This is a genomic window from Mesorhizobium sp. WSM3866, from assembly GCF_002294795.1.
Lineage (GTDB): Bacteria > Pseudomonadota > Alphaproteobacteria > Rhizobiales > Rhizobiaceae > Mesorhizobium.
Genome location: NZ_NSGC01000001.1, coordinates 634695 through 658066, shown reverse-complemented (window position 1 = coordinate 658066; position 23372 = coordinate 634695). Strand labels below are relative to the sequence as shown.

Genomic DNA, 23372 nt, shown 5'->3' with positions numbered 1-23372 from the left:
CGTCATGCTCTTTCCGTGATCCGGCGCGGGCTCAGTAAGTCACTTCCGAATTGCCGAGGAACTCATCCGAAATGCCTCTCGCCCGGTAGACGTCGATCACCGCGCCGCGATTTTCGGCATCGATGTCGGACTGCTTGCGTGGCCCGAGCAGATCGTTGGGATTGGCCATCTGGGCGGCGAGGTTGTTCTGATAGGAGCACCCGAAATCGGCGTAGTGCTTGTTCTCGGAAGTCTGGGTCAGATCCTCGGGCCAACGCCCGCATTTGTCGGTCTGTGCCCTCACCGCCACGAAGGCCACGCGGACCGGCGCCGAAGCCTCGGGCACGGCCGACTGATAGGAGGTCATGATGATATTGTTGCGCTTGACGCCTGCGGCCATCGCAAGCCTGGCGAAATCGCGGCTCGCGGCCTGAGCGGCGGCCTGGTTCGCGGAACCAACCGGGGCCGCGATCGTCAGCGCCGGCGCGGCGCTCCTGTCGTAGCCGTCGAGGAAGCCGAGCAGAGTGTCGCGCTGCGAAGCCGTCATGCCGCGATCACCGGCGCCGACCGGGAGGTCGATCTTCTGGTTCTTCTCGGCGATAACGATCGGATGATTGGTGCGGTAGTCGTCCGGAATGGAGCCCACCGTCACACTGTCGCGATGGAAGTTGGCGCATCCGGTGAGCGACGCCGCAAGGGCGATCGCCAGGACCGGAGACGCCCCGCGGAATCGTCCGCGGCCGGATTGTGCCGCTGCGATCGTCATCGCCTTCGTTGTTGAGTTCGACATGTCCGCTTTCCCGCTCACTTGTAGATGAAGCCGACGACGCCGTGGTAACGGCCAGGTGGCCTATCGGTCTGCATGGTGCCGTAGACGCGATTGACGCGACCGAGGAACATGCCGGCGCCGTCGCTCGGCGCATTGAAATTATCGTCGGGCTTGGCCAATTCGTTGCGCGCCACTGGCCGCGCCAGATAGGGCGTGATGATGATGACGAGCTCGCTCTCGTTGCGCACGAAGTCGCGGCTGCGGAAGAGCGCGCCGAGGACCGGAATCTTGGTCAGTCCGGGCAATCCATTGACGGCCTGCCTGACGTCGTCGCGGACAAGGCCTGCGATCATCATCGAACCGCCGGAAGGCAGTTCCACCGTCGTATCGGCCAGGCGCTTACGCAGCGACAAAGCGTTCATACCGGGGCTTGTCCCGCCGTCGGACAGCGAAACCGATCCCTCGGTTGTCGGCTCGGAAACGGCAGTCCGCACCTTCAGGCTGATGCGGCCGGGTGACAGGACCACCGGCTGGAACTCCAATCCGATGCCGTATTCGATTTTCTCGATGGAATAGGTCTTCAGACCCGTCTGGTTGTCGGTGGAGACGTTGGCCGAAACGCTGTTCACCATGTTGTATTCGCCGCCGACCTTGAAGGTCGCCTTCTCGCCGGACACCGCAGTGAGCGTCGGTTCTGCCAGTGTCTTCATAACGCCGGCCGATTCCATGGCATTGATGTAGGCCTGGATCGAGGACGTCCCGACATTGAAGCTCGAGTTGGACAGCTGCTTGCCGAGGCCGGTGAAATTGTCGCTGAGAGCGCCCCAGGAAATGCCGTTGCTGCCGCCGTTGCCGATCATATTGACGCCGAGCTGCTTCATCACCGAGCGGCTGACTTCCGCAACCGTCACCTTCAGCGTCACCTGATCGTCGCCGATGATCTGCAGCAGATTGACGATCTTGGAGACGCGGCGCTCCTGGTCGGGATTGTTGATGTCGACGCCGCCATTGGCGGACCCGCCGGCGGCCGTCTGTGAATATTGGCCAGTCGTCGCTTCACCGCCCGAGACGAAGATGGTGGCCAGGTCGACGGCGCGCTTGGCGTCGAGCGGTGTATCGACATTTCCCGTGAGAATCACGTTGTCGTTCAGCAGTTCGACCTTGATCTGCGACGTCGGGAGGAAGCGCTTGAGATAGTCTTCCAGCCCGGCCACGTCGCGTTCGACCGCCAGGTCGAGACTGGCGATCTGCTCGCCGTTGGGACCGAAGACGAAGATGTTGGTTTCGCCGACCGCCTTGCCGAACAGATAGATGCGGCGCGCCGTGCGCGTCACTGCGTCGGCGACCGCGGGATTGGCGACGAGTATGTCGTAAGCGTCGCTCGGCAGGTCGATCACCACCGACTTATTGAGGCCGAGCTTGACGCGCTGCGAGGCAACCGAGGCCGTCACACCCGCCGCCCTGTTCGCGGCCTTTGCCTCGACGAGCCCAGGCGCATTGGTGCCGATCAGGAACAGGCCGATTGCGGCCGCCGCGATGACGGGCAGTTTGCCGATTAGCCTCATTTCCTTGCTCCCACTTCGGAAACCTGGCCCGACTTGATCAATCGCACCGTGCCGCGCCGGCCATTGCCGTTCACCAGGTAGTCGGCCTCGCCCAGGTTCTTCTCATTCGTGTCGGTGATCGAACGCAGCGCCAGGGTCAGGCGGTCCGCCATCTGCTGCGCCACCGTGATGATCTCCGCCTGCTGCGGCGTGAGCTCCAGCGTCGCGGTCTGGCCGACCCTGGTCTTCTTGCCTTCCTCGTCCTCCTGGATGGTCTGGTCGATGGCCAGGACACGGATGTTCTTCAGGATGGTCTCGGTATTGAAGCCGCTGCCGCCATTGCTGGCGTCGGCCCGCCGGGTCATGATAACGTCGACGAAGTCATTGGGCAGGATGAAGCCGCCGGCGGACGTATCGGCCGATATGGCGGTCGCGACCGCGCGCATGCCGGACGGCAGGATCGAGGACATGAAGCTCTGCCCCTCGCCGACCAGCTTGGAGCGCCGCAACGGCTCACCGGCATACATGGCTACACGCGCCACCGAGCCCTTCAGCTTTTCGACTGCGTCCGGTTCGGCCGCACGGGTGATGAAATTAGCGTTGATGCCGCTCGCCGGCCACTGCTCCCACCTGATGTTGTCACCGAGCTGGCTGCCCATTGCGACATCGCCGGAAAGCGCCAGCACGTCCTGCAGCGCGATCGCCGGCTGCTTGGGAGCGTTGACGACGACTTGAGCCGGCGGCGCCACTACCATGTTCTTCGCGACATAACCCGCGCCACCCGCCGCGGCCACGGCCACGCTCAGAATAATCAGTCGGGATGCTGGCATTCGTCCGGACCCTTCGCCTCAAGGCAAACCACCTCGCCAAGCCGGACTTTGCAGCCGCAATCGTCAAAACAAGGTTAATGCAATGCTTACGATCGTGATTAATTTAACGTTTACTCAAATTGGACCGAACCGCCTTGCCGTTAACAAAAAAGGCGGCCAAGTGCCGCGAGAACCCTTGTCACAGAAACTGATTTTCCGAAGGCAACAAGCTGTTTGGTAGGCGTAAAGCCAGACTCCGAAGCGCACCGAGCGCATCTGAAGATGGCGATATGCTTTAGGTCGTGAGCCTATCCAGCGCCCAGACCATCAACGAAGAATCCGGAAAGGTGAGGAGCCCGCCAAGACCAAGCGCGACGCCATAGGGAATGCCTGCGGTCTCGTCGGCGAAATGGCGGAGAAAACGGTTGTGGCCGGTGTAAACCGCAAATGGCGATTTCCGGTAGGCCAGAATGGCAACCGTCAGCAGGCCGCCGATCAATGTCGAGGTCACCAAGTAGCCGATGAGATTGATGTTGAGCCCCATCCATACGGCGGTCGCGGCCAGCAGCTTGGCATCGCCGCCGCCCATGCCGCCGAGCGCGAACAGTCCGAACGTCGCGGCCAGCACCAGGGCACCTGCCGCGAAATGCCCGCCATAAATGGCCCAGTCCATCCCGGTCAAAGGAGCGACCAGAGCGAACGTCGCCACGAGCAGCACCGGCACGCGGTTGGCGATCGTCATCGAAAGCATGTCGGAGATCGCCGCAAACAGCATGCAGAATGGAAAGACGACGAAGATTACAGCTTCAAGCATGAGACAACACAATGCCGTGAGAAAAGTAACACGCCCAGTCTAGCCACACGCCATTAACGGTCGGTGAGTGCCGACGATCAAATTCGCGCGCAACCAGATGCTGCAACGAACAAGGGCCGCCTCGAGGCGGCCCTTCTCGTCGAGAGCGACTTCGTCGTCCTCGGGTTGTTGTTAGTTGGAGTTTTGGACCGCGCTGGCAATTGCCTTGAACTTGGTGTTCAGGGCAGTGCCGAGCTGGCCGGCGCCGACCATGATGGCGAGCGCGATGAGGGCGGCGATCAGACCGTATTCGATGGCGGTCGCGCCGGATTCGTCCTTTACGAAACGTGCGATGAGGTTAGACATTCGAGAGCTCCTACTCCACGTGTTACAGCACTTCCGTCAACTTCTCTTGCCGGTTGATCGGATGTGCCAAATCTAGGGGGAAGCCCTTTCGATCGGCTTAATAAATACCCTTACCGATTCCTTTCCGGAGGCGATCCCGTTGCTTGGTTAACCGTGGCCTAAACCTCCAGAGGCGGAGTGGCGGGCAAGAAAAGCGCGGAGATCCGGCCCATCCGCGATTTCGCTAAAACAGCGTATGCTCTCCGGCTTATGACCGCCGAGCCGGCCAATCCTTATCGCGGCCATGCGGCGCTTAACCGTCGGTTCACCAATTTCGTTCATGTTCCGTTGAACAGTCTGCCCCTCCGGAGCGCTTCAATGACCTCGTCGAGATCGCCATTTTCAGTCGTCGCGCTGCTGGCTGTCGCCGCATCCGTCATGCCGGCCAGCGCCGGCGCCGGCATCGAGGTCACCATGAATCAAGCAAAGATCGTCAAGTTGTCGCGCGCGGCCGATACGATCGTCGTCGGCAATCCGGCAATCGCCGATGCCGCCGTGCAGGATGCCTCGACGGTCGTTCTCACCGGCAAGGGTTTCGGCGTGACCAATCTGGTCGTGCTCGATTCCGATGGCAGCCCGATCATAGATGAGCAGGTGACGGTCGTCCGACAAGCCGCGTCCTCGGTGCGCATCTATCGACGCGCCGAAGTCCAGACCATGTCCTGCACGCCCTATTGCGAAAGCTCGTACAAGAGCGAGGCTGAGAAAACGTCCGAAACGGAAATGAACGCAGCCCGCTGAGCTTAAGGACGCAAGCGCCCGCAGGTTAACAGCGGGTTAAGGGCAGTCCACCGAGTTTAACGCTGATCCAAACCGGACCTCAATGGGTGGTCGATAGGTTGCAGCCGACATTGCAAGGATCGGCAGGAACGGAACATGAGCAGGGCGCCCAAGGGTGACATGGACGGCAAGGCCGAGGCAAAGGCACGCCTCGGTTTCTTGAGCGATAGGCGCGGCAGCACGGCATTGGAATTCGCGATGCTGGCCATGCCGTTCGCCTTGCTCGTTTTCGCCATCCTGGAGAGCTGCATCTCGTTCGCCGGCCAGGAAGTGATGGCCAACGCCACCGACGATATCGCGCGCCAGCTGCGAACCGGCCAGCTCAAGAAGGCCAACGTCACCGACGCCTCGATCAAGACGCTGATCTGCGACAGGCTGGAGATCATGGTCGCCACGAACTGCCCTGGGTCGGGGTCAGATGCTTCACTTCTGGTGGACCTGCGCGAATATCCGACCTTCGCCGACGCCGCGGCGGCGGGCTTCAAAATCCAGAACGGCGAAATCGTGCTGACCGGCACGAGCTCGACGACTTTCACGGTGTCGCCCGGGCTGGCGGAATCGAAGAACATGCTGCGGGTTTTCTACAAATGGCCGGTGATCACCGATTTCCTGGCCAAACAAATGGCCAATCTGAATGGCGGCAAGACGCTGCACTTCGCATCGGTGACCTGGCAGAACGAACCATTCGACGACTGAAGCAGGTCGCGTGAGGCGACCTGCTTTGGCTTTTTGATTTTCGGCATGTCTCCCGAAACCGGGTCCACTTCGGGAGACATGCTTCAAGATTGCGGCCGGCCGAGACTTACGGCGGTGTGGGGGTAGGATATGTACCGTGCGGGGGCACAGCGGCGAATTTCGGCTTTCGTGACGAAGGCGGCACGGTTTTGCCTCGATCGCCGCGGCGTCGCGGCAATCGAGTTCGCGTTCATCGTGCCGGTGCTGCTCATCATGTACTTCATCACGATGGAAGCCTCGCAGGCCATCGAAACCAGCAAGAAGGTCAGCCGCATCGGCAGCATGGTGGCGGATCTCGTCACGCAGCAGACCAGCGTCACGAAAGCCGATCTCGACGCGATCATGAAGATCGGCACCTCGACGCTGCAGCCCTACAACCGCTCCACGCCGACGATCATCATCACCGGGATCCAGATCTCCGACGAGGCATCGCCCAAGGCGACGGTGGCCTGGTCGCGCAAGCTCGTGGGCACCACCTATAGCGCCGACGCGGCGAAGACCAGTCCCACCACCGTTCCGCCAACGCTGAATATCCGCAACACCTTCCTTGTCCGGGTGGAAAGCGACCTCGGCTATAAGCCGATCATCACCTGGTCAGCCGACAGTTCGTCGACGCTTGGATTGACCTCGGCCTTCAACAACATATCGATGGGCGAAACGTACTATCTGAGGCCGCGCCGCGGTCCTACGGTTCCTTGCACCGACTGCTGACGGACTAATCCCCGCGAGTTTCCCGCCGCACGATGGCCAGGGCCGTTGCGTAGTCCTTTGATACGGCCAGTTCGAAGCCGCCGGAGTGCGTCGGCTCCAGAAGATCGTAGACGTCCGGAGTCAGCGACTTGAGATTGGTCAGAAACACGGCCAGCCGGCGCTTGGCTTCGGCGTCGAGATCGCTGCGCACCGCATGAGGCCCATATCGCAGCGGAGCCGAGCTCCACAGCACCCGAAGCGACGTCTTCGGGACGCCGGCGGCCGCAAGCCGCAGGATGGTGCCGCCCGTGTCGGTAGGCTGGCCGTCGGCGCCGACAGGCTCCCAGCCGAACAGGCCGTCGGCTTCGCCGTCGCCGAGCATCGCCTCGGCCGCGGTGGCCGACGAGGCGCGCGCCAGAAAAGGTGAATCCTGCGCGATCTGCACACCTTCGCCGGCCAGTCCGGTCAGCGGCAGGAGAGAACCGGCGACATTGTCGGCGGGCGCGATGGCGATCCGATGCGAGGCGATCGCTGTGAGGCCCGGCACTTTGCCGTCGCGCGTCACCAGCACGGAACGGACGCCGGCGGCTCCATCGGCATCGACCGGCGCCACCAGCGGCTCGACACAGCCGCAGCGCTCCGAAGCCGTAGCATAGGCGAGCGCCGAATAGACCGCATACTGTATGCGGCCGCTCGCCTGAGCCTCGATCAATGCCGCATAGTCGCGAGCAACCACGAACTCGACCTTCATGCCGAGAGCGTTCGTATAGGCATCCGTCAAGCGCGCCAGACCAGGTACCGTGTTGCCGCCTCCAGGCTCGGCGACGATTCCTATGCGAAACGTGCCGATGTCGTCGCGCCAGTCGGCATGCGCCGGCGGGGCCGCGGAGAGCACCGCGAGAGCCGCCGCGCAGGTCCTCAATGCCTGGCTTGCCGTCGATTTTGCGCCCATACCCATCCTTGCCGCATTCGCTCGATCCGCACCACTTTGCACCAAGCCGTTGCGGTCTGGTATCCGATTTGCCAACGCCGCTGCGGAACTCTATGTCTGGCTGGTTAGATTGGCACGATGGCACCCCTATGGCGCGGGCTTTCCTATTCGTTCTCGATTCTTTCGGCATCGGCGGAGCGGCCGATGCCGAACGCTACGGCGATGCCGGCGCCGACACATTCGGACACATCGCGCAGACTTGCGCCGAGGGCCGCGCGGATCGTGGAGGCCTGCGCCGCGGACCGCTCGCCGTCCCCAACATGATATCGCTCGGGCTTGCCCGCGCGGCCAAGACGGCAACCGGGCTGACGGTCGACCTCGACGCGCCGCTGCTTGCCGCGTCGTTCCATGGCGCTGCCCAGGAGGTCTCTAGCGGCAAGGACACGCCGTCGGGCCATTGGGAGATTGCCGGCCTGCCCGTGCGTTTCGACTGGGGTTATTTTCCCGACACCGTGCCCGCCTTCCCGGCCGAGCTGACCGGCGCGATCATCCGCGAAGGCAAGGTGCCGGGCATCCTCGGCGATTGCCATGCGCCAGGAACCGAGATCATCGAGCGCTTCGGCGAGGAACACATCCGGACCGGCAAGCCCATCTGTTACACATCGGTCGACTCCGTATTGCAAATCGCCGCGCACGAGACGCATTTCGGCCTGGAGCGGCTCTGCGAGCTTTGCCTGACGGTGCGCCGGCTGGTCGATCCGCTCAACATCGGGCGGGTGATCGCGCGGCCCTTCGTCGGCGAGACAAGCGCCACCTTCCAGCGCACCCACAACCGCCGCGACTATGCCGTGCCGCCGCCGGAGCCGACCTTGCTCGACCGGCTGACCGAGCGCGGCAGCAAGGTCATCGCCGTCGGCAAGATCGGCGACATCTTCGCCCATCGCGGCATCGCGGAGGTGCGCAAGGCGGGCGGCAACATGGCGATGTTCGACAAGGCGCTCTCCGCCATGGACGACGCCGGCGAAGGCGATCTGGTCTTTGCCAATTTCGTCGATTTCGATACCGAGTTCGGCCATCGGCGCGATGTGGCCGGCTATGCCGGAGCGCTCGAGGCCTTCGATCGCCGGCTGCCGGAAGCGCTGTCGCGCATCAAGTCGGGTGACCTTCTCATCCTCACCGCCGACCACGGCAACGATCCGACCTGGCGCGGCACCGATCATACCCGCGAACGCGTTCCGGTGATCGGGATAGGGCCGGGACTGAAGGGCGGCGACATCGGGCTCAGGCCGACCTTCGCCGATATCGGCGAAACCATCGCGGATCATCTCGGGCTTGCGCGTGGCCGCCACGGCACCTCTTTCCTCGCGACGATAGGCGGCCATGCCGGAACTGCCTGAAGTCGAAACGGTGCGGCGGGGGCTGCAGCCGGTCCTGGAAGGGGCGCGGCTCGTCAATGTCGATGCGCGACGGCCAGACCTTCGCTTTCCCTTTCCCGAACGGTTCTCGGAGCGGCTTGCCGGCAAGTCCGTGACGGCGCTTGGCAGGCGCGCCAAATATCTGACGATGCACATCGAAAACGGTCCGGTGCTGATCTGCCATCTCGGCATGTCGGGATCGTTCCGCGTCGAAACCGCTGGCAACGGCCGCATTCCCGGCAGCTTCCATCACGAGCGCTCGAAGAGCGAGGCGCATGACCACGTCGTATTCGATGTCGACTCCCCGAAGGGCGAGCGGTCCCGCGTCATCTTCAACGATCCGCGCCGTTTCGGCTTCATGCTGTTTGCCGAAGGCGCGCCGGACACGCATCCAATGCTGGCTGGGCTGGGCATCGAGCCGACCGGCAACGCGCTCGACGGTCCCCTGCTCGCCTCGCTGCTCGAAGGCCGCAGATCGCCGCTCAAGGCCGCGTTGCTCGACCAGCGGCTGATCGCCGGGCTCGGCAACATATATGTGTCGGAAGCGCTGTGGCGCGCCGGCCTGTCGCCGCTGCGCGAAGCCGGCACCATAGCCGGCTCCGGCAAGAGAGCGAAAGAGCAATGCGAACGCCTTGCCGCGGCCATCCGCTCGGTCATCGCCGACGCGATCGCCGCCGGCGGTTCCTCGCTGCGCGACTATGTCCAGGCAGACGGGTCGCTTGGCTATTTCCAGCATTCCTTCGCGGTCTATGACCGCGAAGACGAGCCATGTCCGAAACCGGGCTGCAGCGGCCATATCGAACGCATCGTGCAGAGCGGCCGATCGACCTTCTATTGCCGGACCTGTCAGCGGTGAGCTAGACCGGTCTCCTCAATCGAAGCGAGGAGACGATGCCATGGCCTATGAAACCATTCTCGTGGAGACACGCGGCAAGGTCGGGCTGATCACGCTGAACCGGCCGAAGGCGCTCAATGCCCTGAATTCGCAGGTGCTGGCCGAGATCGTGGCGGCGGTGAATGCGTTCGGCGCCGATGCCGGCATCGGCGCAATGGTGCTCACGGGTTCGGAAAAAGCCTTCGCGGCCGGCGCCGACATCAAGGAAATGCAGGCGATCTCCTTTGTCGACGCCTATACTGGAGACTTCTTTGTCGGGTGGGAGGAGCTCACCCGGGCGCGCAAGCCGATCATCGCCGCGGTCGCCGGCTATGCGCTTGGCGGCGGCTGCGAGCTGGCCATGATGTGCGATTTCATCATCGCAGCCGACAACGCAAAGTTCGGCCAACCCGAGATCACGCTCGGCGTCATGCCGGGCATGGGAGGATCGCAGCGATTGACCCGCTTCGTCGGCAAGTCGAAGGCGATGGACATGTGCCTGACCGGGCGGATGATGGACGCTGCCGAGGCCGAGCGCTGCGGACTGGTGTCGCGAGTGGTGCCGGCGGCCGAGCTGGTCGAGGAGGCGCTGAAAGCGGCAGCGAAGATCGCCGAGTTTTCCCTGCCGTCGGTGATGATGACGAAGGAAGCCGTCAACCGCGCTTTCGAGACGACGCTTGCCGAGGGGCTGCGCTTCGAGCGCCGCCTTTTCCACTCGCTGTTTGCGCTCGATGACCAAAAGGAGGGTATGGCCGCCTTCGTCGAGAAGCGGAAGCCGGATTTCAGCAACAGCTAGGGCATGTCGGCCTAATGCGTGCCGCGATTTCGGCAGAAAGCCGGGCATGCACCAAGACAACGGCTTTAGGCGTGCGGACCCGTTTCAGCGCGGTACGGCTTCAAGCCCCAAAAAGACCGCGAAGCGGCGTTGACGCGCCGGAAAAGCTGAACTATAAGCCGCACCAACCGAGGCGGCCCGTGGCTGCCCGTTTGTTTTTTGCGCCCTGCGACCCGCTGGCGCCCACCAGATCAGAAGAGAGGCATCATGGCCAATACGTCCTCGGCCAAAAAGGCAACGCGCAAGATCGCCCGCCGCGCGGCGATCAACAAGAACCGTCGGTCGCGCGTCCGCACCTATGTTCGCCAGGTCGAAGAGGCGCTCGCCGCCGGCGACAAGGTTGCTGCGCTCGAAGCGTTCAAGGCCGCGGAGCCGGAATTGATGCGCGCCGCAACCAAGGGTGTCCTCCACAAGAACACGGCTTCCCGCAAGGTTTCGCGGCTGGCCCAGCGGGTCAAGGTGCTGTCGGCCTGACCGACTTCCCTTTAGAACCGTTATCCTTGAACCCGGCCGCACAGGCCGGGTTTTTTCGTTTGCCGGCAAGTACTTAAAAAGAACGGTCGGACAACTACGATTGGGCCGAATTTCAAAGTAGCCAATGTTTTGCCGGCATATACATAATCGCTCATGTCGACGACCGCTGGATGCGGGCACGGCCACAGATGAGCCTGCCACAAAATCGATATATTTTTCAAAAGCTTACAGACGGTCATCCACAGCTTGTTCAACTCGCGGAGGAGCGGCGGGGGACAAGTAGCTGTCAAGAGAATTATTTCAGAAAATTTCCGAAGGTGTGGCCTTTTTCACATTCCACGGAAAAGGGTTTGAATCACAATGGCTTTATGAAAATGGGCCGCAGTGGCACCTGCTTTGAACACGTCTCCGGTAACCAGATTCGTTAAAAATCCGTTAGACGTGGCCTTGCCCTATCCACAGCGATTTCGGTAATGTCCATCCATCGAAGGGACGGGCACCTGCCCTTAACCCAGCCTGAATCGGCCAGCAAAAAATGGCGGAATTCATGACGCGGAGCAATTCCGCGTGCGGCTTGGTTTGTCTCTTCGGTGCGGGTAGGGGACTGGCGTAATTGTACATGGCAGTCGACGTTGGGCCGGCATTTTCGCCGGGCGGTGTTGTATTGTCTTGGCATGATCAAGCCGGCTTGCGAGAGCCGGCAGAGGTCCCTTGCGCAACGTTGCAACGATATCGCCGGCGGCGGCGATAGAGGCGCAGCGAAAAACGTCGCCGGACCCAGGGTGCAGGAGGCGCACTCCCGGCGGAAAAGGGTACGAGAGACAAGGAACTTGATCATGCAGAGCGGCATCGAAGGGGAGATTGCGGGCGAACTCCCATTCCCAGCAACTATCGTCGGAGGGGACGACATGGCGGCATCCAGCGACGCTGAACAGAAGTTCGAGCGGGTCAAGGCCCAATTGAAGGCGCGTCTGGGAGCCGAGGTCTATTCGAGCTGGTTTGGCCGCATGAAGGTTGCCGAGGCGTCTCGCGGCATGGTCCGCATCTCGGTACCGACGGCCTTCCTGCGATCATGGATCAACGGCCATTACCTTGATCTTATCGCCGAACTGTGGAGGCACGAGGATCCCGACCTTCTCAAGATCGAGATCGTCGTGCGGACCGCCACGCGGCAGGGCCGCAACAATGTCGAGCCGGAGATCGCGCCGGCGCGCAAGATGACCAAGCAGGCCCAGACCGCGCTTGCCGCCGGCACCGCGAGCGCCGGTCGGGTGGAACGGGCGCCGGCGCCCCGCCAGGGCGTGCCAGTGGAGACCGAGTTCCGCCACAATGTGCTGGGGTCGCCGCTCGACCCGCGCTACACTTTCACTTCGTTCATCGAAGGCCCTTCGAACCGTGTTGCTTTCGCGGCGGCCAAGGCGGTGGCGGAATCGCAGTCGAGCGCGGTGCGCTTCAACCCGCTCTTTCTCCATGCGACCGTCGGCCTGGGCAAGACGCATCTGTTGCAGGCGATCGCGGCGGAATCGCTGCGGCACAATCCGAAATCGCGCGTGGTCTACCTGACGGCGGAATATTTCATGTGGCGCTTCGCCACCGCGATCCGTGACAACAATGCGCTGACGCTCAAGGAGCAGCTGCGCGACATCGATCTGCTGATAATCGACGACATGCAGTTCCTGCAGGGCAAGTCGATCCAGCACGAGTTCTGCCATCTCATCAACATGCTGCTCGACAGCGCCAAGCAGGTGGTGGTCGCCGCCGACCGGCCGCCGTCTGAACTGGAGTCGCTGGAGCCGCGGGTGCGCTCGCGCCTCAACGGCGGCGTGGCGCTCGAAATGTCGGCACCGGATTTCGGCATGCGCCTCGGCATGCTGAAGCTGCGCCTTGCCACTGCCAAGATCGACGATACCTCGCTCGACATTTCGGATGAGATCCTCGATCACGTCGCCAGAACGGTGACGGGCAGCGGGCGCGAGCTCGAAGGCGCCTTCAACCAGCTTCTGTTTCGCCAGTCCTTCGAGCCGCAGATCACTATCGACCGCATCGACGAGATCCTCGGCCATATCTACCGCTCGGGCGAGCCGAAGCGGGTGCGTATCGAGGACATCCAGCGCATCGTGGCGCGCCACTATAACGTTTCGAAGACGGAACTGCTCTCAAACCGTCGCACGCGCACCATCGTCAAACCGCGGCAGGTAGCGATGTATCTCTCCAAGGTGATGACGCCGCGCTCGCTGCCGGAGATCGGACGCCGTTTCGGCGGCCGCGATCACACGACGGTTCTGCACGCCGTGCGCAAGATCGAGGATCTTTCCGGCGCCGACAACACGCTGGCACAGGAACTCGAACTGCTCAGAAGGCTGATCAACGAGCAGGCCTGAGCGCTTAGCCCGCTTTATCCCCAGAAAGCCCGCGCAACCGGCTGGAACCGGTGCCGCGGGCTTGCGTTTGCAGGGTTTTTACTGTCAGCTTACATAGATTCTGAGCTTTTCGGAGCTTTTGCGGGACGCCGCTGCCCGGTGACCCGCTCATTCATTGAAGCGAGCCTGTTTCGTCATGCGTGTTATCCTGGAACGATCCAATCTTCTGAAGTCCCTCAACCACGTCCATCGCGTGGTGGAGCGGCGCAACACCATCCCGATTCTGTCGAATGTGCTGCTCAGCGCCGAGGGCGCCAGCCTGGAAATGAAGGCCACCGACCTCGACCTTGAAGTGACCGAAGCCACGCCGGCCAAGGTCGAGCGCGGCGGCGCGACGACGGTTCCGGCGCATCTGCTCTACGACATCGTGCGCAAGCTGGCCGACGGCGCCGAGGTGATGCTGAAGACCGACGAGGACGGCAACGCGATGACCGTCACGTCCGGGCGCTCCAGCTTCCGCCTGCAGTGCTTGCCGCAGTCCGATTTCCCGGAGCTTTCAGCCGGCTCCTTCTCGCACATCTTCCGGCTCGATTCGGTGGCGCTCAAGGGCCTGATCGAGAAGACGCAGTTCGCGATCTCGACCGAAGAGACGCGCTACTATCTCAACGGCATCTTCCTGCACACGCATGAGGCGGGCGGCAAGCTGAAGCTGCGCTCGGTCGCGACCGACGGGCACCGACTGGCGCGCGCCGAGATCGACGCGCCGGCAGGCTCCGAAGGCATGCCCGGCATCATCATCCCGCGCAAGACGGTGAGCGAGCTGCAGAAGCTGGTCGACGACCCTGATATCGCGGTGACGACGGAACTGTCGGATACCAAGATCCGCTTCACCATCGGCAGCGTCATCCTGACCTCGAAGCTGATCGACGGCACCTTCCCCGATTATCAGCGCGTCATCCCGACCGGCAATGACAAGAAGCTGGTTATCGACCGCCAGAGCTTTGCCGCCGCCGTCGACCGCGTCTCGACCATTTCGTCCGAGCGCGGCCGAGCCGTGAAACTGTCGATCAATGACGGCCAGCTCACGCTCGCCGTCAACAATCCGGATTCCGGCAGCGCAACCGAGGAGCTGGCGGCCGAATACTCGTCCGACCCGATCGAGATCGGCTTCAACGCCAAATATCTGCTCGACGTCGCCGCCCAGCTCACCGGTTCGGAAGCCAAGTTCATGCTGGCGGATGCCGGGTCTCCGACGCTGATCCACGACATGGCCGACGAGACCGCGCTCTACGTGCTGATGCCGATGCGGGTCTAGGCTTTGTCTCTTTTGTTGACGCAATTCCGGACGGAAAACCGCTATGCACTTTTCCTGGAATTGCTCTAGCAGGCCTCACATGTCGCCGTGACCTCGGACGCCAAACAGCTTCGGCAGCAGAGCTATATAAGTAAGCTTACACTTACAAATTTTCGCAACTATGCGGGACTTTCGCTTGATCTCGGCCCTGGCGCTGTCGTGCTGTCCGGCGACAATGGCGCCGGCAAGACCAATCTGCTCGAAGCAGTCTCGCTGCTGACGCCGGGGCGCGGGCTGCGCCGCGCGCCTTACGCCGATGTCGCCCGCGAGGGCGGCGATGGCGGCTTTGCCTTGCATGCGCGCATCGAAGGACCGGAAGGTCAGGTCGAAATCGGCACCGGCATTGCCGGCGGCGATGGTGCCGCGGAAGGCGGCAGGCGCGTGCGCATCAACGGCGCGCCGGCAAAATCGGCCGAGGATATGCTCGAATGGCTGCGGGTCGTCTGGCTGACGCCGGCGATGGACGGGCTGTTTCCAGGGCCGGCCGCCGACCGCCGCCGCTTCCTCGACCGGCTGGTGCTGGCGATCGACCCCGGCCACGGGCAGCGCGCGCTCGATTACGAGAAGGCGATGCGTGGCCGTAACCGTTTGCTTACGGAAGGCTCGCGCGACACCGGCTGGTTCGACGCGATCGAGATGCAGATGGCCGAAACCGGGGTGGCGATCGCGGCGGCCAGGGCCGAGCTGGTGCGACTGCTTGCGGCCATGATCGACAAGCTGCCGGGCAGCGGCCCGTTTCCGCAGGCCGACATCAGCCTCGCCGGCGAACTGGAAAGCGAAATCGCGGTCACACCGGCAGTCGACGTCGAGGAGCGATTCCGCGCCATACTCGCCAATGGCCGCGAGCGCGACCGCGCCGCCGGCCGCACGCTCGACGGTCCGCACCGCTCCGACCTCACGGTCCGTCACCGGCCGAAGTCGATGCCGGCCGAATTGTGCTCGACCGGCGAGCAGAAGGCGCTGCTTGTCGGCATCGTGCTGTCGCATGCGCGGCTGACCGGCGAGATGTCGGGCCTGACGCCGATCCTGTTGCTCGACGAGATCGCCGCGCATCTCGACAGCGGCCGGCGCGCTGCGCTGTTTTCCATCCTCGAAGAGCTCAACTGCCAGGCCTTCATGACCGGCACCGACGCGGCGCTGTTTACCAGCCTTGCCGGGCGGGCGCAATTCCTGACGGTCGATCACGGCAGCGTCGGCCCGACCGGCTGAACTGTCGAAGAGTTGAAAGCGCCTTGCACGACGATTTGTCCTGCGGGACAAGGCTTCGCCTTGCATGTGCATGACAAGGTTTCCTGCCCGCTATATGGTCCGGCCATGACGAATGCTGCACTCACCGACGAAGAGCTTGAGCGCTATGCCCGCCACATCGTGCTGCCCGAAATCGGCGGCCCCGGCCAGCAGAAGCTGAAGCGGGCGCGGGTGCTGGTGATCGGCGCCGGCGGGCTTGGGGCCCCTGTGCTCGAATATCTCGCGGCGGCCGGCGTCGGCACGCTCGGCATCGTCGACGACGATGATGTCTCCTTGTCCAACCTGCAGCGGCAGGTGATCCATGGCAGCGATACGATCGGCATGGCGAAGACCGACAGCGCTTCAGCGGCGATCATGCGCATCAACCCCAATGTCAGGGTGGAACTGCATCGCCTCAGACTGACCGAGCAAAATGCCCCTGCCCTCGTCGCCCAATACGATATCGTGGTCGACGGCTCCGACAATTTCGAGACACGCTATGCTCTGGCCGATGCCTGCGCGCAGGAAAAGAAGCCCCTGGTCACTGCCGCCGTTGGCCGCTTCGACGGCTCGGTGACGGTGCTGAAGCCATTTGAAACGGGCGCCGATGGCCAGCGCAATCCAGGCTACCGCGACCTTTTTCCGGAAGCGCCGCCCGAAGGGCTGGTGCCATCCTGCGCCGTTGCCGGCATCGTCGGCGCGCTGACGGGCGTCATCGGCACGCTGGAGGCGATGGAGGCGATCAAGCTGATCGCCGGCATCGGCGAGCCGCTGGTCGGCCGGCTGCTGCTTTACGACGGGCTGACCGCACGTTTCGACACCGTCCGCTACAAGGCGGTCTGAGCGCATGGATCAGTCGGTTACTCTCCTCGTCAGCGAGCTTCCGCCGGACTTCGCGCAGTGGGACGAATTGCTGGCGCTGATCCGGCGCGCCTTCGCCTATATGGACCGCGTCATCGACCCGCCATCCTCGGCGCATCATCTCACACCCGAAAACCTCAAGAGCAAGGCGGGGCAAGAAACGGCGTTCCTGGCCATGGAGAACGGCCGGATCGTCGGCTGCGTCTTTGCGTTGGAGCGGGCAGACGATTTCTATGTCGGCAAGCTTGCCGTCGAGCCCAGCCTCCAGGGGCAAGGCATAGGCGGACGGCTGATGCAGGCCGTCGACGATCTTGCCCACCGACGCGGCAAGCAGGCCCTCGAGCTGCAGACGCGTATCGAGCTTACGGCGAACCACGCGGCCTTCGCCCGGCTCGGCTTTCGCGAGACCGGGCGCACCGCGCATGCGGGTTACGACAGGCCGACCTCGATCACCATGCGCAAGGTGCTGTCTTGAGCCTCGCGCTCAGCCCGGAGGAACAGGCAACCGCCGCCGGTAAGGACGGCGCGGGAATGGCGATGCGCATCGTCGCCGAGAGCGCGCGCCTGCTCGGCGCGCCGGGGCTGATCCCGATCTGTTCGGCGCATATCGACGGCGCGCTCTATCATGGCGATTCCGGCACGCTGTTCGCCGAGCGGCTGGTCGAAGGCGGCGCCAGTGTTGCCGTGCGCTCGACGCTCAATGTCGGGGCGCTCGACCTGACGGGCTGCTCGCGCATCCGCCTGGAAGAGCCGCAGCGCGGCATGGCGCGGCGGATGATGGATGCCTATCGCAAGCTCGGCTGCGAACAAAGCTGGACCTGCGCGCCCTATCAGGCCGGGCACAGGCCGGCACAGGGCAGCGATGTCGCCTGGGGCGAGTCCAATGCGGTGGTGTTCTGCAATTCGGTGCTGGGCGCCCGCACCAACCGTTACGGCGATTTCCTCGACATCGCCTGCGCCATCACCGGCCGCGCACCGGATTATGGCCTGCACCGGGCCGAGAACCGCCGGGCGCGGCTGGTGTTCGACGTCTCGGGCCTATTGCCTTCCTTCCTCGCTTCCGAGATCGCCTGGCCGGTGCTGGGCAGCCTCTATGGCCGCGAGGTCGGGGATACGATCGGCGTCGTCGCCGGCATCGCCAATCATCCCGGCGACGACGCGCTAAAGGCCTTCGGCGCCGCTGCCGCTTCCTCCGGCGCGGTCGGGCTGTTCCACATTGCAGGCGTCACGCCAGAGGCGCCGAACGTCGAAACCATTCTGGCCGAGCCGGAACCGGAGGCGGTGATCCACGTCACGCCGCAGATGGCGGCGAAGGCTCGCGCCGGCCTGTCGACGGCGGCGGTGCCGAAAACCATCGATGCGGTCGCCATTGGCAGCCCGCATCTGTCCTTTGCCGAGTTCGAGATGCTGGAGCGGCTGATTGCCGGAAGACGGCTCGCCGTGCCGATCTATGCCTGCACCGGCCGTCATGTGCTTGCCTTCCTGGAGCAGGACGGCCGGCGGAAGAGGCTCGAAGCGAGCGGGGTCGTCATCGTTGCCGACACATGCGTGGTGGTGACGCCGATCATGCCGGAACTTGCCGGCGGCGTGCTTATGACCAATTCGGGCAAGTTCGCGCATTACGCTCCGGGCAACACCGGCTATGCGGTGCTCTATGCCTCGCTCGCCGATTGCGTCGAAAGCGCGGTCGCCGGCAAGCCGCGCTTCACGGACCTCGCCGCATGAGCGCCGCCACGGAGATATTGGTACGGGGCAAGGCCGGTAAAGGCGAAGCGCTGGTGCTGACGGCGCCGATCAGCTTCTGGGGCGGCGTCGACCCGAAGACAGGCCGCATCGCCGATGTCCGCCACCCGCAGCATGGCGAGGTGATTTCCGGCCGGGTGCTGTTCCTGCCGGGCACCATCGGCTCCTCGTCGGCTTCGGCAGTGCTGATGGAACTGGTCCACAACGGCCGCGGGCCGGCAGCCCTTATCCTGCACGAGCCGGACGCCATTCTTCTGCTCGGCCTGATCGTCGCGCGCGAAATGGGCTGGGAAACGCCTATGGCGGTGCGGCTCGGACGCGGTGTGTTCGACGCCTATCGCGGAAGCACCGTCAAAGTCGACGACGACGGCGCCGTGAGCGTCGCCGCCTGAACAACCCGTGGTTTTTCAGGTCCTGAGCGGCAACACACGGTCCGGCGGGCGATGGCCGTCGAAGAAGGCGCGAATGTTGATGATCACCTTCTCGCCCATGTCGATGCGGCCTTCGAGCGTCGCCGAGCCCATATGCGGCAACAGAACGACCTTGCCCTTGTGGGCGAGCTTCAACAGCTTGCTGTTCAGCGCCGGCTCGTGCTCGTAGACGTCGAGGCCGGCGCCGGCGATCTTGCCGTCCTGGATGAGTTTGATCATCGACTCTTCGTCGATGATGTCGCCCCGCGCTGTGTTGACGATGTAGGCCGCCGGCTGCATCAGCGCCAGCCGCCGGGCCGACAGCAGATGAAAGGTCGCCGGCGTCGACGGGCAGTTGACCGAGATGATATCCATCCGGGCGAGCATCTGGTCGAGGCTTTCCCAATAGGTCGCTTCCAATTCGTCCTCGACCGCCGGCAGCACGCGGTGGCGGTTGTGGTAGTGGATGGACAGGCCGAACGCCTTGGCGCGCCTGGCGACCGCCGTGCCGATACGGCCCATGCCGACAATGCCCAGGCGCTTGCCCCAGATGCGGCGGCCGAGCATCCAGGTCGGGGACCAGCCGGCCCATTTCTTCTCGCCGGTGAGCACGTTGGCGCCTTCGGCCAGCCTGCGCGGCACGGCGAGCATCAGCGCCATGGTCATGTCGGCGGTGTCTTCGGTGAGCACGTTCGGCGTGTTGGTGACGGTGATGCCTTTCTTGGCCGCCGCCGAGACGTCAATCTTGTCGACGCCGTTGCCGAAATTGGCGATCAGCTTGAGGTTCTCGCCGGCCTGAGCGATCAGCGCGGCATCGATGTGGTCGGTGATGGTCGGGACCAGCACGTCGGCTTCCTTGACCGCCGCAACCAGCTCAGGCTGGGTCATCGGCCGGTCCTCGACGTTGAGGCGCGCGTCGAACAGTTCGCGCATGCGGGTCTCCACCGGATCGGGCAGCTTGCGCGTGATGACGACGAGGGGCCGTTTTTTACCTGCCATTGTTTCCCCGAAGCTTCCTCGAAACCGATCTCGTTGAGACCTCTTTAACCAAGACAAGCGAAACTTGAAGCCAGTCGCGGTATCAGCCCACTCCTGTAACAAGCGGTGCCGCCGAAGACAAAGAAAAAGGGGCGCTCCTCCCACGGACCGGCGCCGAAAGGAATGAACGTGTCTGGTTTCGCCTCGCTCCGCCTGGCTTTCAGCGCAGCCGTTCTCGGCACTCTGCTTTGGGCGCCGCAGACATCCGCGCAAGGCGCGGCCACGTCGGCGCAGACCGTGACGCTGGGGCCGAGCGGCCTGCCGCTGCCGCGCTTCGTCAGCCTGAAATCCGGACGCGTCAACTCGCGCGTCGGTCCGGGCGCCAACTATTCCGTCGACTGGATGTACATGAAGGCCGGACTGCCGATGGAAATCATCCAGGAATTCGACACCTGGCGCCGCGTGCGTGACGCCGACGGCTCCGAAGGCTGGATCAACCAGTCGCTGCTTTCGGGCCGCCGCACCGCGATCGTCGCCCCCTGGCAGCGCGGCAAGGGCGGCCGAATCAATCTGCTCGACGATCCCGACAAGGACGCCGGCGTTGTCGCCATCCTTGAGCCAGGCGTGATGGGCTCGATCAAGAAGTGCGACGGTCAGTGGTGCGAGATGACCTTCGACGGCCATACCGGCTGGGTCGCCCAGTCGCAGGTCTGGGGCGCCTACCCGGGAGAAAAGGTCAAGAACTGATCTGGACCATGATCTGATCCAAACCGTAGGTCAGCGTAGCAAAACCGGTTCCGACTTTTCGCGATCATGGTCTTCGAGCCGCATCGCCAGATCGACAGGCCTCATCGCGGGCAGATCAGTCGCGGCGCTTGGGGCGCAGCCTCACCACGATATCGACGTTGGCGATCTCCATGCCTTCCGGAGGCTCCGGCAGGTTGGAGACGCTCACCGGGCCGCTGGCGATATCGAAGATCCGGTTCTCGCCCTCGACATAGAAGTGGTGGTGATCGGAAGTGTTGGTGTCGAAATACGTCTTCGACCCTTCGACGGCGAGGATGCGCAGCATGCCGGCCTGGGTGAATTGATGAAGGGCATTGTAGACGGTGGCCAGCGAAACCGGCACACCGGCGGCGATCGCCTCTTCATGCAATTCTTCGGCCGAAAGGTGACGGTCGCCCTTGGCGAAAAGCAGGTCGGCCAGCGCAATGCGCTGGCGCGTCGGCCTCAGGCCGGCTTCGCGAACCCGCTTGTCCACAGCGACATTTTCCTTCCGGCAGCCCGAATCCATCTATCCCGTCTAAGCTTGCAAGCCCCATAGACCGGTCCAGAATGGCAAAAAGAGGTCAATGCCAAAAACTGGACACCACCCGACATATATTCTGTCGCCCAAATGCGATCAATAGCGCGCATTGACCCAGGCAGGCGCACGGGTTAAGCGCAAACGCCGGTTTCCGGCCACAAACAGAGTGTGTTAGGAAACCAACGACATGGGCGCCCTGCCGCCCGGAACGAGAACGGGGACGGAATTAATGGCGGGTCAAAAGTCCAGCTACGACTACGAGGAACTGCTTGCCTGCGCCCGCGGCGAGCTGTTCGGACCGGGAAACGCCCAGCTGCCCTACCCGCCGATGCTGATGTTCGACCGGATCACCGAGATCAGCGAGACCGGCGGCGCCTTCGACAAGGGCTTCATCCGTGCCGAGTTCGACATCAAGCCGGATCTTTGGTTCTTCGCCTGCCATTTCATCGGCAATCCGATCATGCCGGGTTGCCTCGGCCTCGACGCCATGTGGCAATTGACCGGCTTCTATCTCGGCTGGCTCGGCGAACCCGGCAAAGGCATGGCGCTGTCGACCGGCGAGGTGAAGTTCAAGGGCATGGTGACGCCATCGGTCAAGAAGGTCGAATATGGCGTCGACTTCAAGCGCGTGATGCGTGGCCGCCTCGTGCTCGGCATCGCCGACGGCTGGCTCAAGGCGGATGGCGAACCCATATACGCGGCAACGGATCTGAAGGTGGGCCTGTCCAAGCAGTCCGCCGCCTGATCGCCATCGCCACGGGCCCTGGCGTGTCCGGCGGATGCGCAAGGACGCCGCGGTTTTATTTTGCGTATGATCGAAGGCGGAAACCAATTAGGTTTTTCGTCAAACTACGCCGGAAGGAGTTGCGAATGAGACGCGTCGTAGTGACAGGCCTCGGCATTGTGTCGTCGATCGGCAACAACGCCAATGAGGTGCAGGCCTCGCTTTACGATGCCAAGTCCGGCATCAGCTTTTCCAATTCCTTCGCCGAGCACGGTTTTCGCTGCCAGGTATGGGGCGCGCCGACGCTCGACCCGTCGGCGATGATCGACCGCCGCGCAATGCGTTTCCTGAGCCAAGGCGCTGCCTGGAACCATGTCGCCATGGATCAGGCGATCGCGGACGCCGGGCTCGGCGAGAGCGACATCACCAATGAGCGGACCGGCATCGTGATGGGCTCCGGCGGACCGTCTACCAGGACCATCGTGGAAGCCGCCGAAACGACGCTCAAGAACAGCAGCCCGAAGCGGATCGGTCCGTTCGCGGTGCCGAAGGCGATGTCGTCGACCGCTTCGGCCACCTTGGCCACCTGGTTCAAGATCCACGGCGTGAATTACTCGATCTCGTCCGCCTGCTCGACCTCCGCGCACTGCATCGGCAATGCCTGTGAGCTGATCCAGTGGGGCAAGCAGGACATGATGTTCGCCGGCGGCCACGAGGATCTCGACTGGACGATGTCGGACCTGTTCGACGCCATGGGCGCCATGTCGTCGAAATTCAACGACAAAGCATCGGCCGCTTCGCGCGCCTATGATGTCAACCGCGACGGCTTCGTCATCGCCGGCGGCGCGGGCGTTCTGGTGCTGGAAGAGCTGGAGCACGCCAAGGCACGCGGCGCCAAGATCTATGCAGAGATCGTCGGCTACGGCGCGACCTCCGACGGCTACGACATGGTGGCGCCGTCCGGCGAAGGCGCCGTGCGCTGCATGCGGCAAGCGCTTGCAACCGTCTCGACGCCGGTCGACTACATCAACACGCACGGCACGTCGACGCCGGTCGGCGATTCCAAGGAAATGGGCGCCATCCGCGAGGTGTTCGGCGACCAGATGCCGTATATCACCTCGACCAAGTCGCTGACCGGCCATTCGCTCGGCGCCGCCGGCGTCCAGGAATCGATCTACTCGATCCTGATGATGCAGGGCGGCTTCATCGGCGAGAGCGCCCATATCGAGGAGCTCGATCCCGAATTCGAGGGCATGCCGATCGTGCGCAAGCGCATCGACAATGCCAAGATCGACACCGTCCTGTCCAATTCCTTCGGTTTCGGTGGCACCAACGCAACGCTGATTTTCCAGCGCTATTCCGCATAAGGATTGCCT

General features: G+C 63.4%; 25 protein-coding genes. 17 read left to right on the top strand and 8 right to left on the bottom strand.

Annotated features, from left to right (window positions below):
• Positions 1–31: 31 nt before the first annotated feature.
• From CK222_RS03140 to CK222_RS03120, 5 genes are all read right to left on the bottom strand, one after another.
• On the bottom strand, positions 32–769 hold the full coding sequence (locus CK222_RS03140) for a CpaD family pilus assembly protein (RefSeq protein ID WP_095799344.1): 738 nt from the start codon (positions 767–769) through the stop codon (positions 32–34).
• Between the two features lie 14 nt (positions 770–783).
• Positions 784–2313 (bottom strand): type II and III secretion system protein family protein, encoded by a 1530-nt coding sequence (locus CK222_RS03135; protein ID WP_095799343.1) that lies wholly within the window; start codon positions 2311–2313, stop codon positions 784–786.
• Entirely contained in the window at positions 2310–3122 is an 813-nt protein-coding gene (gene cpaB, locus CK222_RS03130; RefSeq protein WP_067324575.1) for a Flp pilus assembly protein CpaB, read from the bottom strand. The genes CK222_RS03135 and cpaB overlap by 4 nt, the downstream gene beginning before the upstream one ends.
• A 274-nt stretch (positions 3123–3396) precedes the next feature.
• The gene (locus tag CK222_RS03125) at positions 3397–3915 is read right to left on the bottom strand and encodes a prepilin peptidase (protein ID WP_095799342.1); all 519 of its coding nucleotides are present in this window, start codon (positions 3913–3915) and stop codon (positions 3397–3399) included.
• A gap of 171 nt (positions 3916–4086) precedes the next feature.
• A complete protein-coding gene (locus CK222_RS03120) occupies positions 4087–4260 on the bottom strand; it encodes a Flp family type IVb pilin (RefSeq protein WP_067324571.1) in 174 nt (57 codons plus the stop codon).
• A gap of 357 nt (positions 4261–4617) precedes the next feature.
• Between CK222_RS03120 and CK222_RS03115 the strand changes: the two genes are divergently transcribed.
• The 3 genes from CK222_RS03115 to CK222_RS03105 all read left to right on the top strand — a co-directional run bounded on the left by CK222_RS03115 (position 4618) and on the right by CK222_RS03105 (position 6525).
• Positions 4618–5040: a pilus assembly protein N-terminal domain-containing protein gene (locus CK222_RS03115; protein WP_066996418.1), complete on the top strand. Its 423-nt coding sequence runs from the start codon at positions 4618–4620 to the stop codon at positions 5038–5040.
• A 135-nt stretch (positions 5041–5175) separates the two neighbouring features.
• Positions 5176–5775, top strand: a complete 600-nt coding sequence (locus tag CK222_RS03110) for a TadE/TadG family type IV pilus assembly protein (protein ID WP_095799341.1) — start codon at positions 5176–5178, stop codon at positions 5773–5775.
• A gap of 129 nt (positions 5776–5904) precedes the next feature.
• Positions 5905–6525, top strand: coding sequence for a TadE/TadG family type IV pilus assembly protein (locus CK222_RS03105; RefSeq protein ID WP_095799340.1), 621 nt, complete (start codon positions 5905–5907; stop codon positions 6523–6525).
• Positions 6526–6529: 4 nt separating this feature from the next.
• Here the strand turns inward: CK222_RS03105 and CK222_RS03100 are convergent, their stop codons facing one another.
• The gene (locus tag CK222_RS03100) at positions 6530–7456 is read right to left on the bottom strand and encodes a PhnD/SsuA/transferrin family substrate-binding protein (protein ID WP_095799339.1); all 927 of its coding nucleotides are present in this window, start codon (positions 7454–7456) and stop codon (positions 6530–6532) included.
• A 128-nt stretch (positions 7457–7584) separates the two neighbouring features.
• Between CK222_RS03100 and CK222_RS03095 the strand changes: the two genes are divergently transcribed.
• The 11 genes from CK222_RS03095 (at position 7585) to CK222_RS03045 (ending at position 18970) form a co-directional block, all read left to right on the top strand.
• A complete protein-coding gene (locus CK222_RS03095) occupies positions 7585–8832 on the top strand; it encodes a phosphopentomutase (protein WP_095799338.1) in 1248 nt (415 codons plus the stop codon).
• Positions 8816–9706, top strand: coding sequence for a bifunctional DNA-formamidopyrimidine glycosylase/DNA-(apurinic or apyrimidinic site) lyase (mutM, locus tag CK222_RS03090; protein WP_095799337.1), 891 nt, complete (start codon positions 8816–8818; stop codon positions 9704–9706). The genes CK222_RS03095 and mutM overlap by 17 nt, the downstream gene beginning before the upstream one ends.
• Positions 9707–9746: 40 nt before the next feature.
• The gene (locus tag CK222_RS03085) at positions 9747–10520 is read left to right on the top strand and encodes an enoyl-CoA hydratase (RefSeq protein WP_095799336.1); all 774 of its coding nucleotides are present in this window, start codon (positions 9747–9749) and stop codon (positions 10518–10520) included.
• 246 nt (positions 10521–10766) lie between these two features.
• Entirely contained in the window at positions 10767–11033 is a 267-nt protein-coding gene (gene rpsT, locus CK222_RS03080) for a 30S ribosomal protein S20 (protein WP_067324554.1), read from the top strand.
• Positions 11034–11941: 908 nt separating this feature from the next.
• A complete protein-coding gene (gene dnaA / locus CK222_RS03075) occupies positions 11942–13414 on the top strand; it encodes a chromosomal replication initiator protein DnaA (RefSeq protein WP_245432952.1) in 1473 nt (490 codons plus the stop codon).
• Positions 13415–13589: 175 nt separating this feature from the next.
• Entirely contained in the window at positions 13590–14708 is a 1119-nt protein-coding gene (dnaN, locus tag CK222_RS03070; protein WP_066996395.1) for a DNA polymerase III subunit beta, read from the top strand.
• A gap of 87 nt (positions 14709–14795) precedes the next feature.
• Positions 14796–15956, top strand: a complete 1161-nt coding sequence (recF, locus tag CK222_RS03065; RefSeq protein ID WP_095799334.1) for a DNA replication/repair protein RecF — start codon at positions 14796–14798, stop codon at positions 15954–15956.
• Positions 15957–16061: 105 nt separating this feature from the next.
• Positions 16062–16817 carry a molybdopterin-synthase adenylyltransferase MoeB gene (locus CK222_RS03060; RefSeq protein WP_066996389.1) on the top strand — a complete coding sequence of 252 codons (756 nt, stop codon included), beginning with the start codon at positions 16062–16064 and terminating at the stop codon, positions 16815–16817.
• A gap of 4 nt (positions 16818–16821) precedes the next feature.
• Entirely contained in the window at positions 16822–17310 is a 489-nt protein-coding gene (locus CK222_RS03055; RefSeq protein ID WP_067324546.1) for a GNAT family N-acetyltransferase, read from the top strand.
• On the top strand, positions 17307–18560 hold the full coding sequence (locus CK222_RS03050) for an aconitase X catalytic domain-containing protein (RefSeq protein WP_095799333.1): 1254 nt from the start codon (positions 17307–17309) through the stop codon (positions 18558–18560). Before CK222_RS03055 ends, CK222_RS03050 begins: the two co-directional genes overlap by 4 nt.
• On the top strand, positions 18557–18970 hold the full coding sequence (locus tag CK222_RS03045; protein WP_095799332.1) for a DUF126 domain-containing protein: 414 nt from the start codon (positions 18557–18559) through the stop codon (positions 18968–18970). Before CK222_RS03050 ends, CK222_RS03045 begins: the two co-directional genes overlap by 4 nt.
• Positions 18971–18985: 15 nt before the next feature.
• Here CK222_RS03045 and CK222_RS03040 read toward each other — a convergent pair whose 3' ends face one another.
• A complete protein-coding gene (locus CK222_RS03040) occupies positions 18986–19987 on the bottom strand; it encodes a D-glycerate dehydrogenase (protein WP_066996380.1) in 1002 nt (333 codons plus the stop codon).
• A 168-nt stretch (positions 19988–20155) separates the two neighbouring features.
• Here CK222_RS03040 and CK222_RS03035 point away from each other — a divergent pair, with 168 nt between their 5' ends.
• Entirely contained in the window at positions 20156–20713 is a 558-nt protein-coding gene (locus CK222_RS03035) for an SH3 domain-containing protein (RefSeq protein ID WP_067324770.1), read from the top strand.
• Positions 20714–20828: 115 nt separating this feature from the next.
• On the opposite strand, the gene irrA is transcribed toward CK222_RS03035, so the two are convergent.
• On the bottom strand, positions 20829–21260 hold the full coding sequence (gene irrA, locus CK222_RS03030; RefSeq protein WP_066996377.1) for an iron response transcriptional regulator IrrA: 432 nt from the start codon (positions 21258–21260) through the stop codon (positions 20829–20831).
• A gap of 241 nt (positions 21261–21501) precedes the next feature.
• Between irrA and fabA the strand changes: the two genes are divergently transcribed.
• On the top strand, positions 21502–22017 hold the full coding sequence (fabA, locus tag CK222_RS03025) for a 3-hydroxyacyl-[acyl-carrier-protein] dehydratase FabA (RefSeq protein WP_027165888.1): 516 nt from the start codon (positions 21502–21504) through the stop codon (positions 22015–22017).
• Between the two features lie 125 nt (positions 22018–22142).
• On the top strand, positions 22143–23363 hold the full coding sequence (fabB, locus tag CK222_RS03020) for a beta-ketoacyl-ACP synthase I (RefSeq protein WP_066996374.1): 1221 nt from the start codon (positions 22143–22145) through the stop codon (positions 23361–23363).
• Positions 23364–23372 lie beyond the last annotated feature (9 nt).

Bases quoted from the DNA above. Each gene is read 5' to 3' on its own strand.
- CK222_RS03135 (WP_095799343.1), bottom strand. From the start codon at position 2,313: ATGAGGCTAATCGGCAAACTGCCCGTCATCGCGGCGGCCGCAATCGGC.
- fabA (WP_027165888.1), top strand. From the start codon at position 21,502: ATGGCGGGTCAAAAGTCCAGCTACGACTACGAGGAACTGCTTGCCTGC.
- fabB (WP_066996374.1), top strand. From the start codon at position 22,143: ATGAGACGCGTCGTAGTGACAGGCCTCGGCATTGTGTCGTCGATCGGC.
- CK222_RS03095 (WP_095799338.1), top strand. From the start codon at position 7,585: ATGGCGCGGGCTTTCCTATTCGTTCTCGATTCTTTCGGCATCGGCGGA.
- CK222_RS03060 (WP_066996389.1), top strand. From the start codon at position 16,062: ATGACGAATGCTGCACTCACCGACGAAGAGCTTGAGCGCTATGCCCGC.
- cpaB (WP_067324575.1), bottom strand. From the start codon at position 3,122: ATGCCAGCATCCCGACTGATTATTCTGAGCGTGGCCGTGGCCGCGGCG.
- CK222_RS03120 (WP_067324571.1), bottom strand. From the start codon at position 4,260: ATGTCTAACCTCATCGCACGTTTCGTAAAGGACGAATCCGGCGCGACC.
- mutM (WP_095799337.1), top strand. From the start codon at position 8,816: ATGCCGGAACTGCCTGAAGTCGAAACGGTGCGGCGGGGGCTGCAGCCG.
- CK222_RS03055 (WP_067324546.1), top strand. From the start codon at position 16,822: ATGGATCAGTCGGTTACTCTCCTCGTCAGCGAGCTTCCGCCGGACTTC.
- CK222_RS03045 (WP_095799332.1), top strand. From the start codon at position 18,557: ATGAGCGCCGCCACGGAGATATTGGTACGGGGCAAGGCCGGTAAAGGC.
- CK222_RS03085 (WP_095799336.1), top strand. From the start codon at position 9,747: ATGGCCTATGAAACCATTCTCGTGGAGACACGCGGCAAGGTCGGGCTG.
- CK222_RS03125 (WP_095799342.1), bottom strand. From the start codon at position 3,915: ATGCTTGAAGCTGTAATCTTCGTCGTCTTTCCATTCTGCATGCTGTTT.
- dnaN (WP_066996395.1), top strand. From the start codon at position 13,590: ATGCGTGTTATCCTGGAACGATCCAATCTTCTGAAGTCCCTCAACCAC.
- CK222_RS03115 (WP_066996418.1), top strand. From the start codon at position 4,618: ATGACCTCGTCGAGATCGCCATTTTCAGTCGTCGCGCTGCTGGCTGTC.
- CK222_RS03100 (WP_095799339.1), bottom strand. From the start codon at position 7,456: ATGGGCGCAAAATCGACGGCAAGCCAGGCATTGAGGACCTGCGCGGCG.
- CK222_RS03040 (WP_066996380.1), bottom strand. From the start codon at position 19,987: ATGGCAGGTAAAAAACGGCCCCTCGTCGTCATCACGCGCAAGCTGCCC.
- CK222_RS03110 (WP_095799341.1), top strand. From the start codon at position 5,176: ATGAGCAGGGCGCCCAAGGGTGACATGGACGGCAAGGCCGAGGCAAAG.
- dnaA (WP_245432952.1), top strand. From the start codon at position 11,942: ATGGCGGCATCCAGCGACGCTGAACAGAAGTTCGAGCGGGTCAAGGCC.
- irrA (WP_066996377.1), bottom strand. From the start codon at position 21,260: ATGGATTCGGGCTGCCGGAAGGAAAATGTCGCTGTGGACAAGCGGGTT.
- rpsT (WP_067324554.1), top strand. From the start codon at position 10,767: ATGGCCAATACGTCCTCGGCCAAAAAGGCAACGCGCAAGATCGCCCGC.
- CK222_RS03140 (WP_095799344.1), bottom strand. From the start codon at position 769: ATGTCGAACTCAACAACGAAGGCGATGACGATCGCAGCGGCACAATCC.
- CK222_RS03105 (WP_095799340.1), top strand. From the start codon at position 5,905: ATGTACCGTGCGGGGGCACAGCGGCGAATTTCGGCTTTCGTGACGAAG.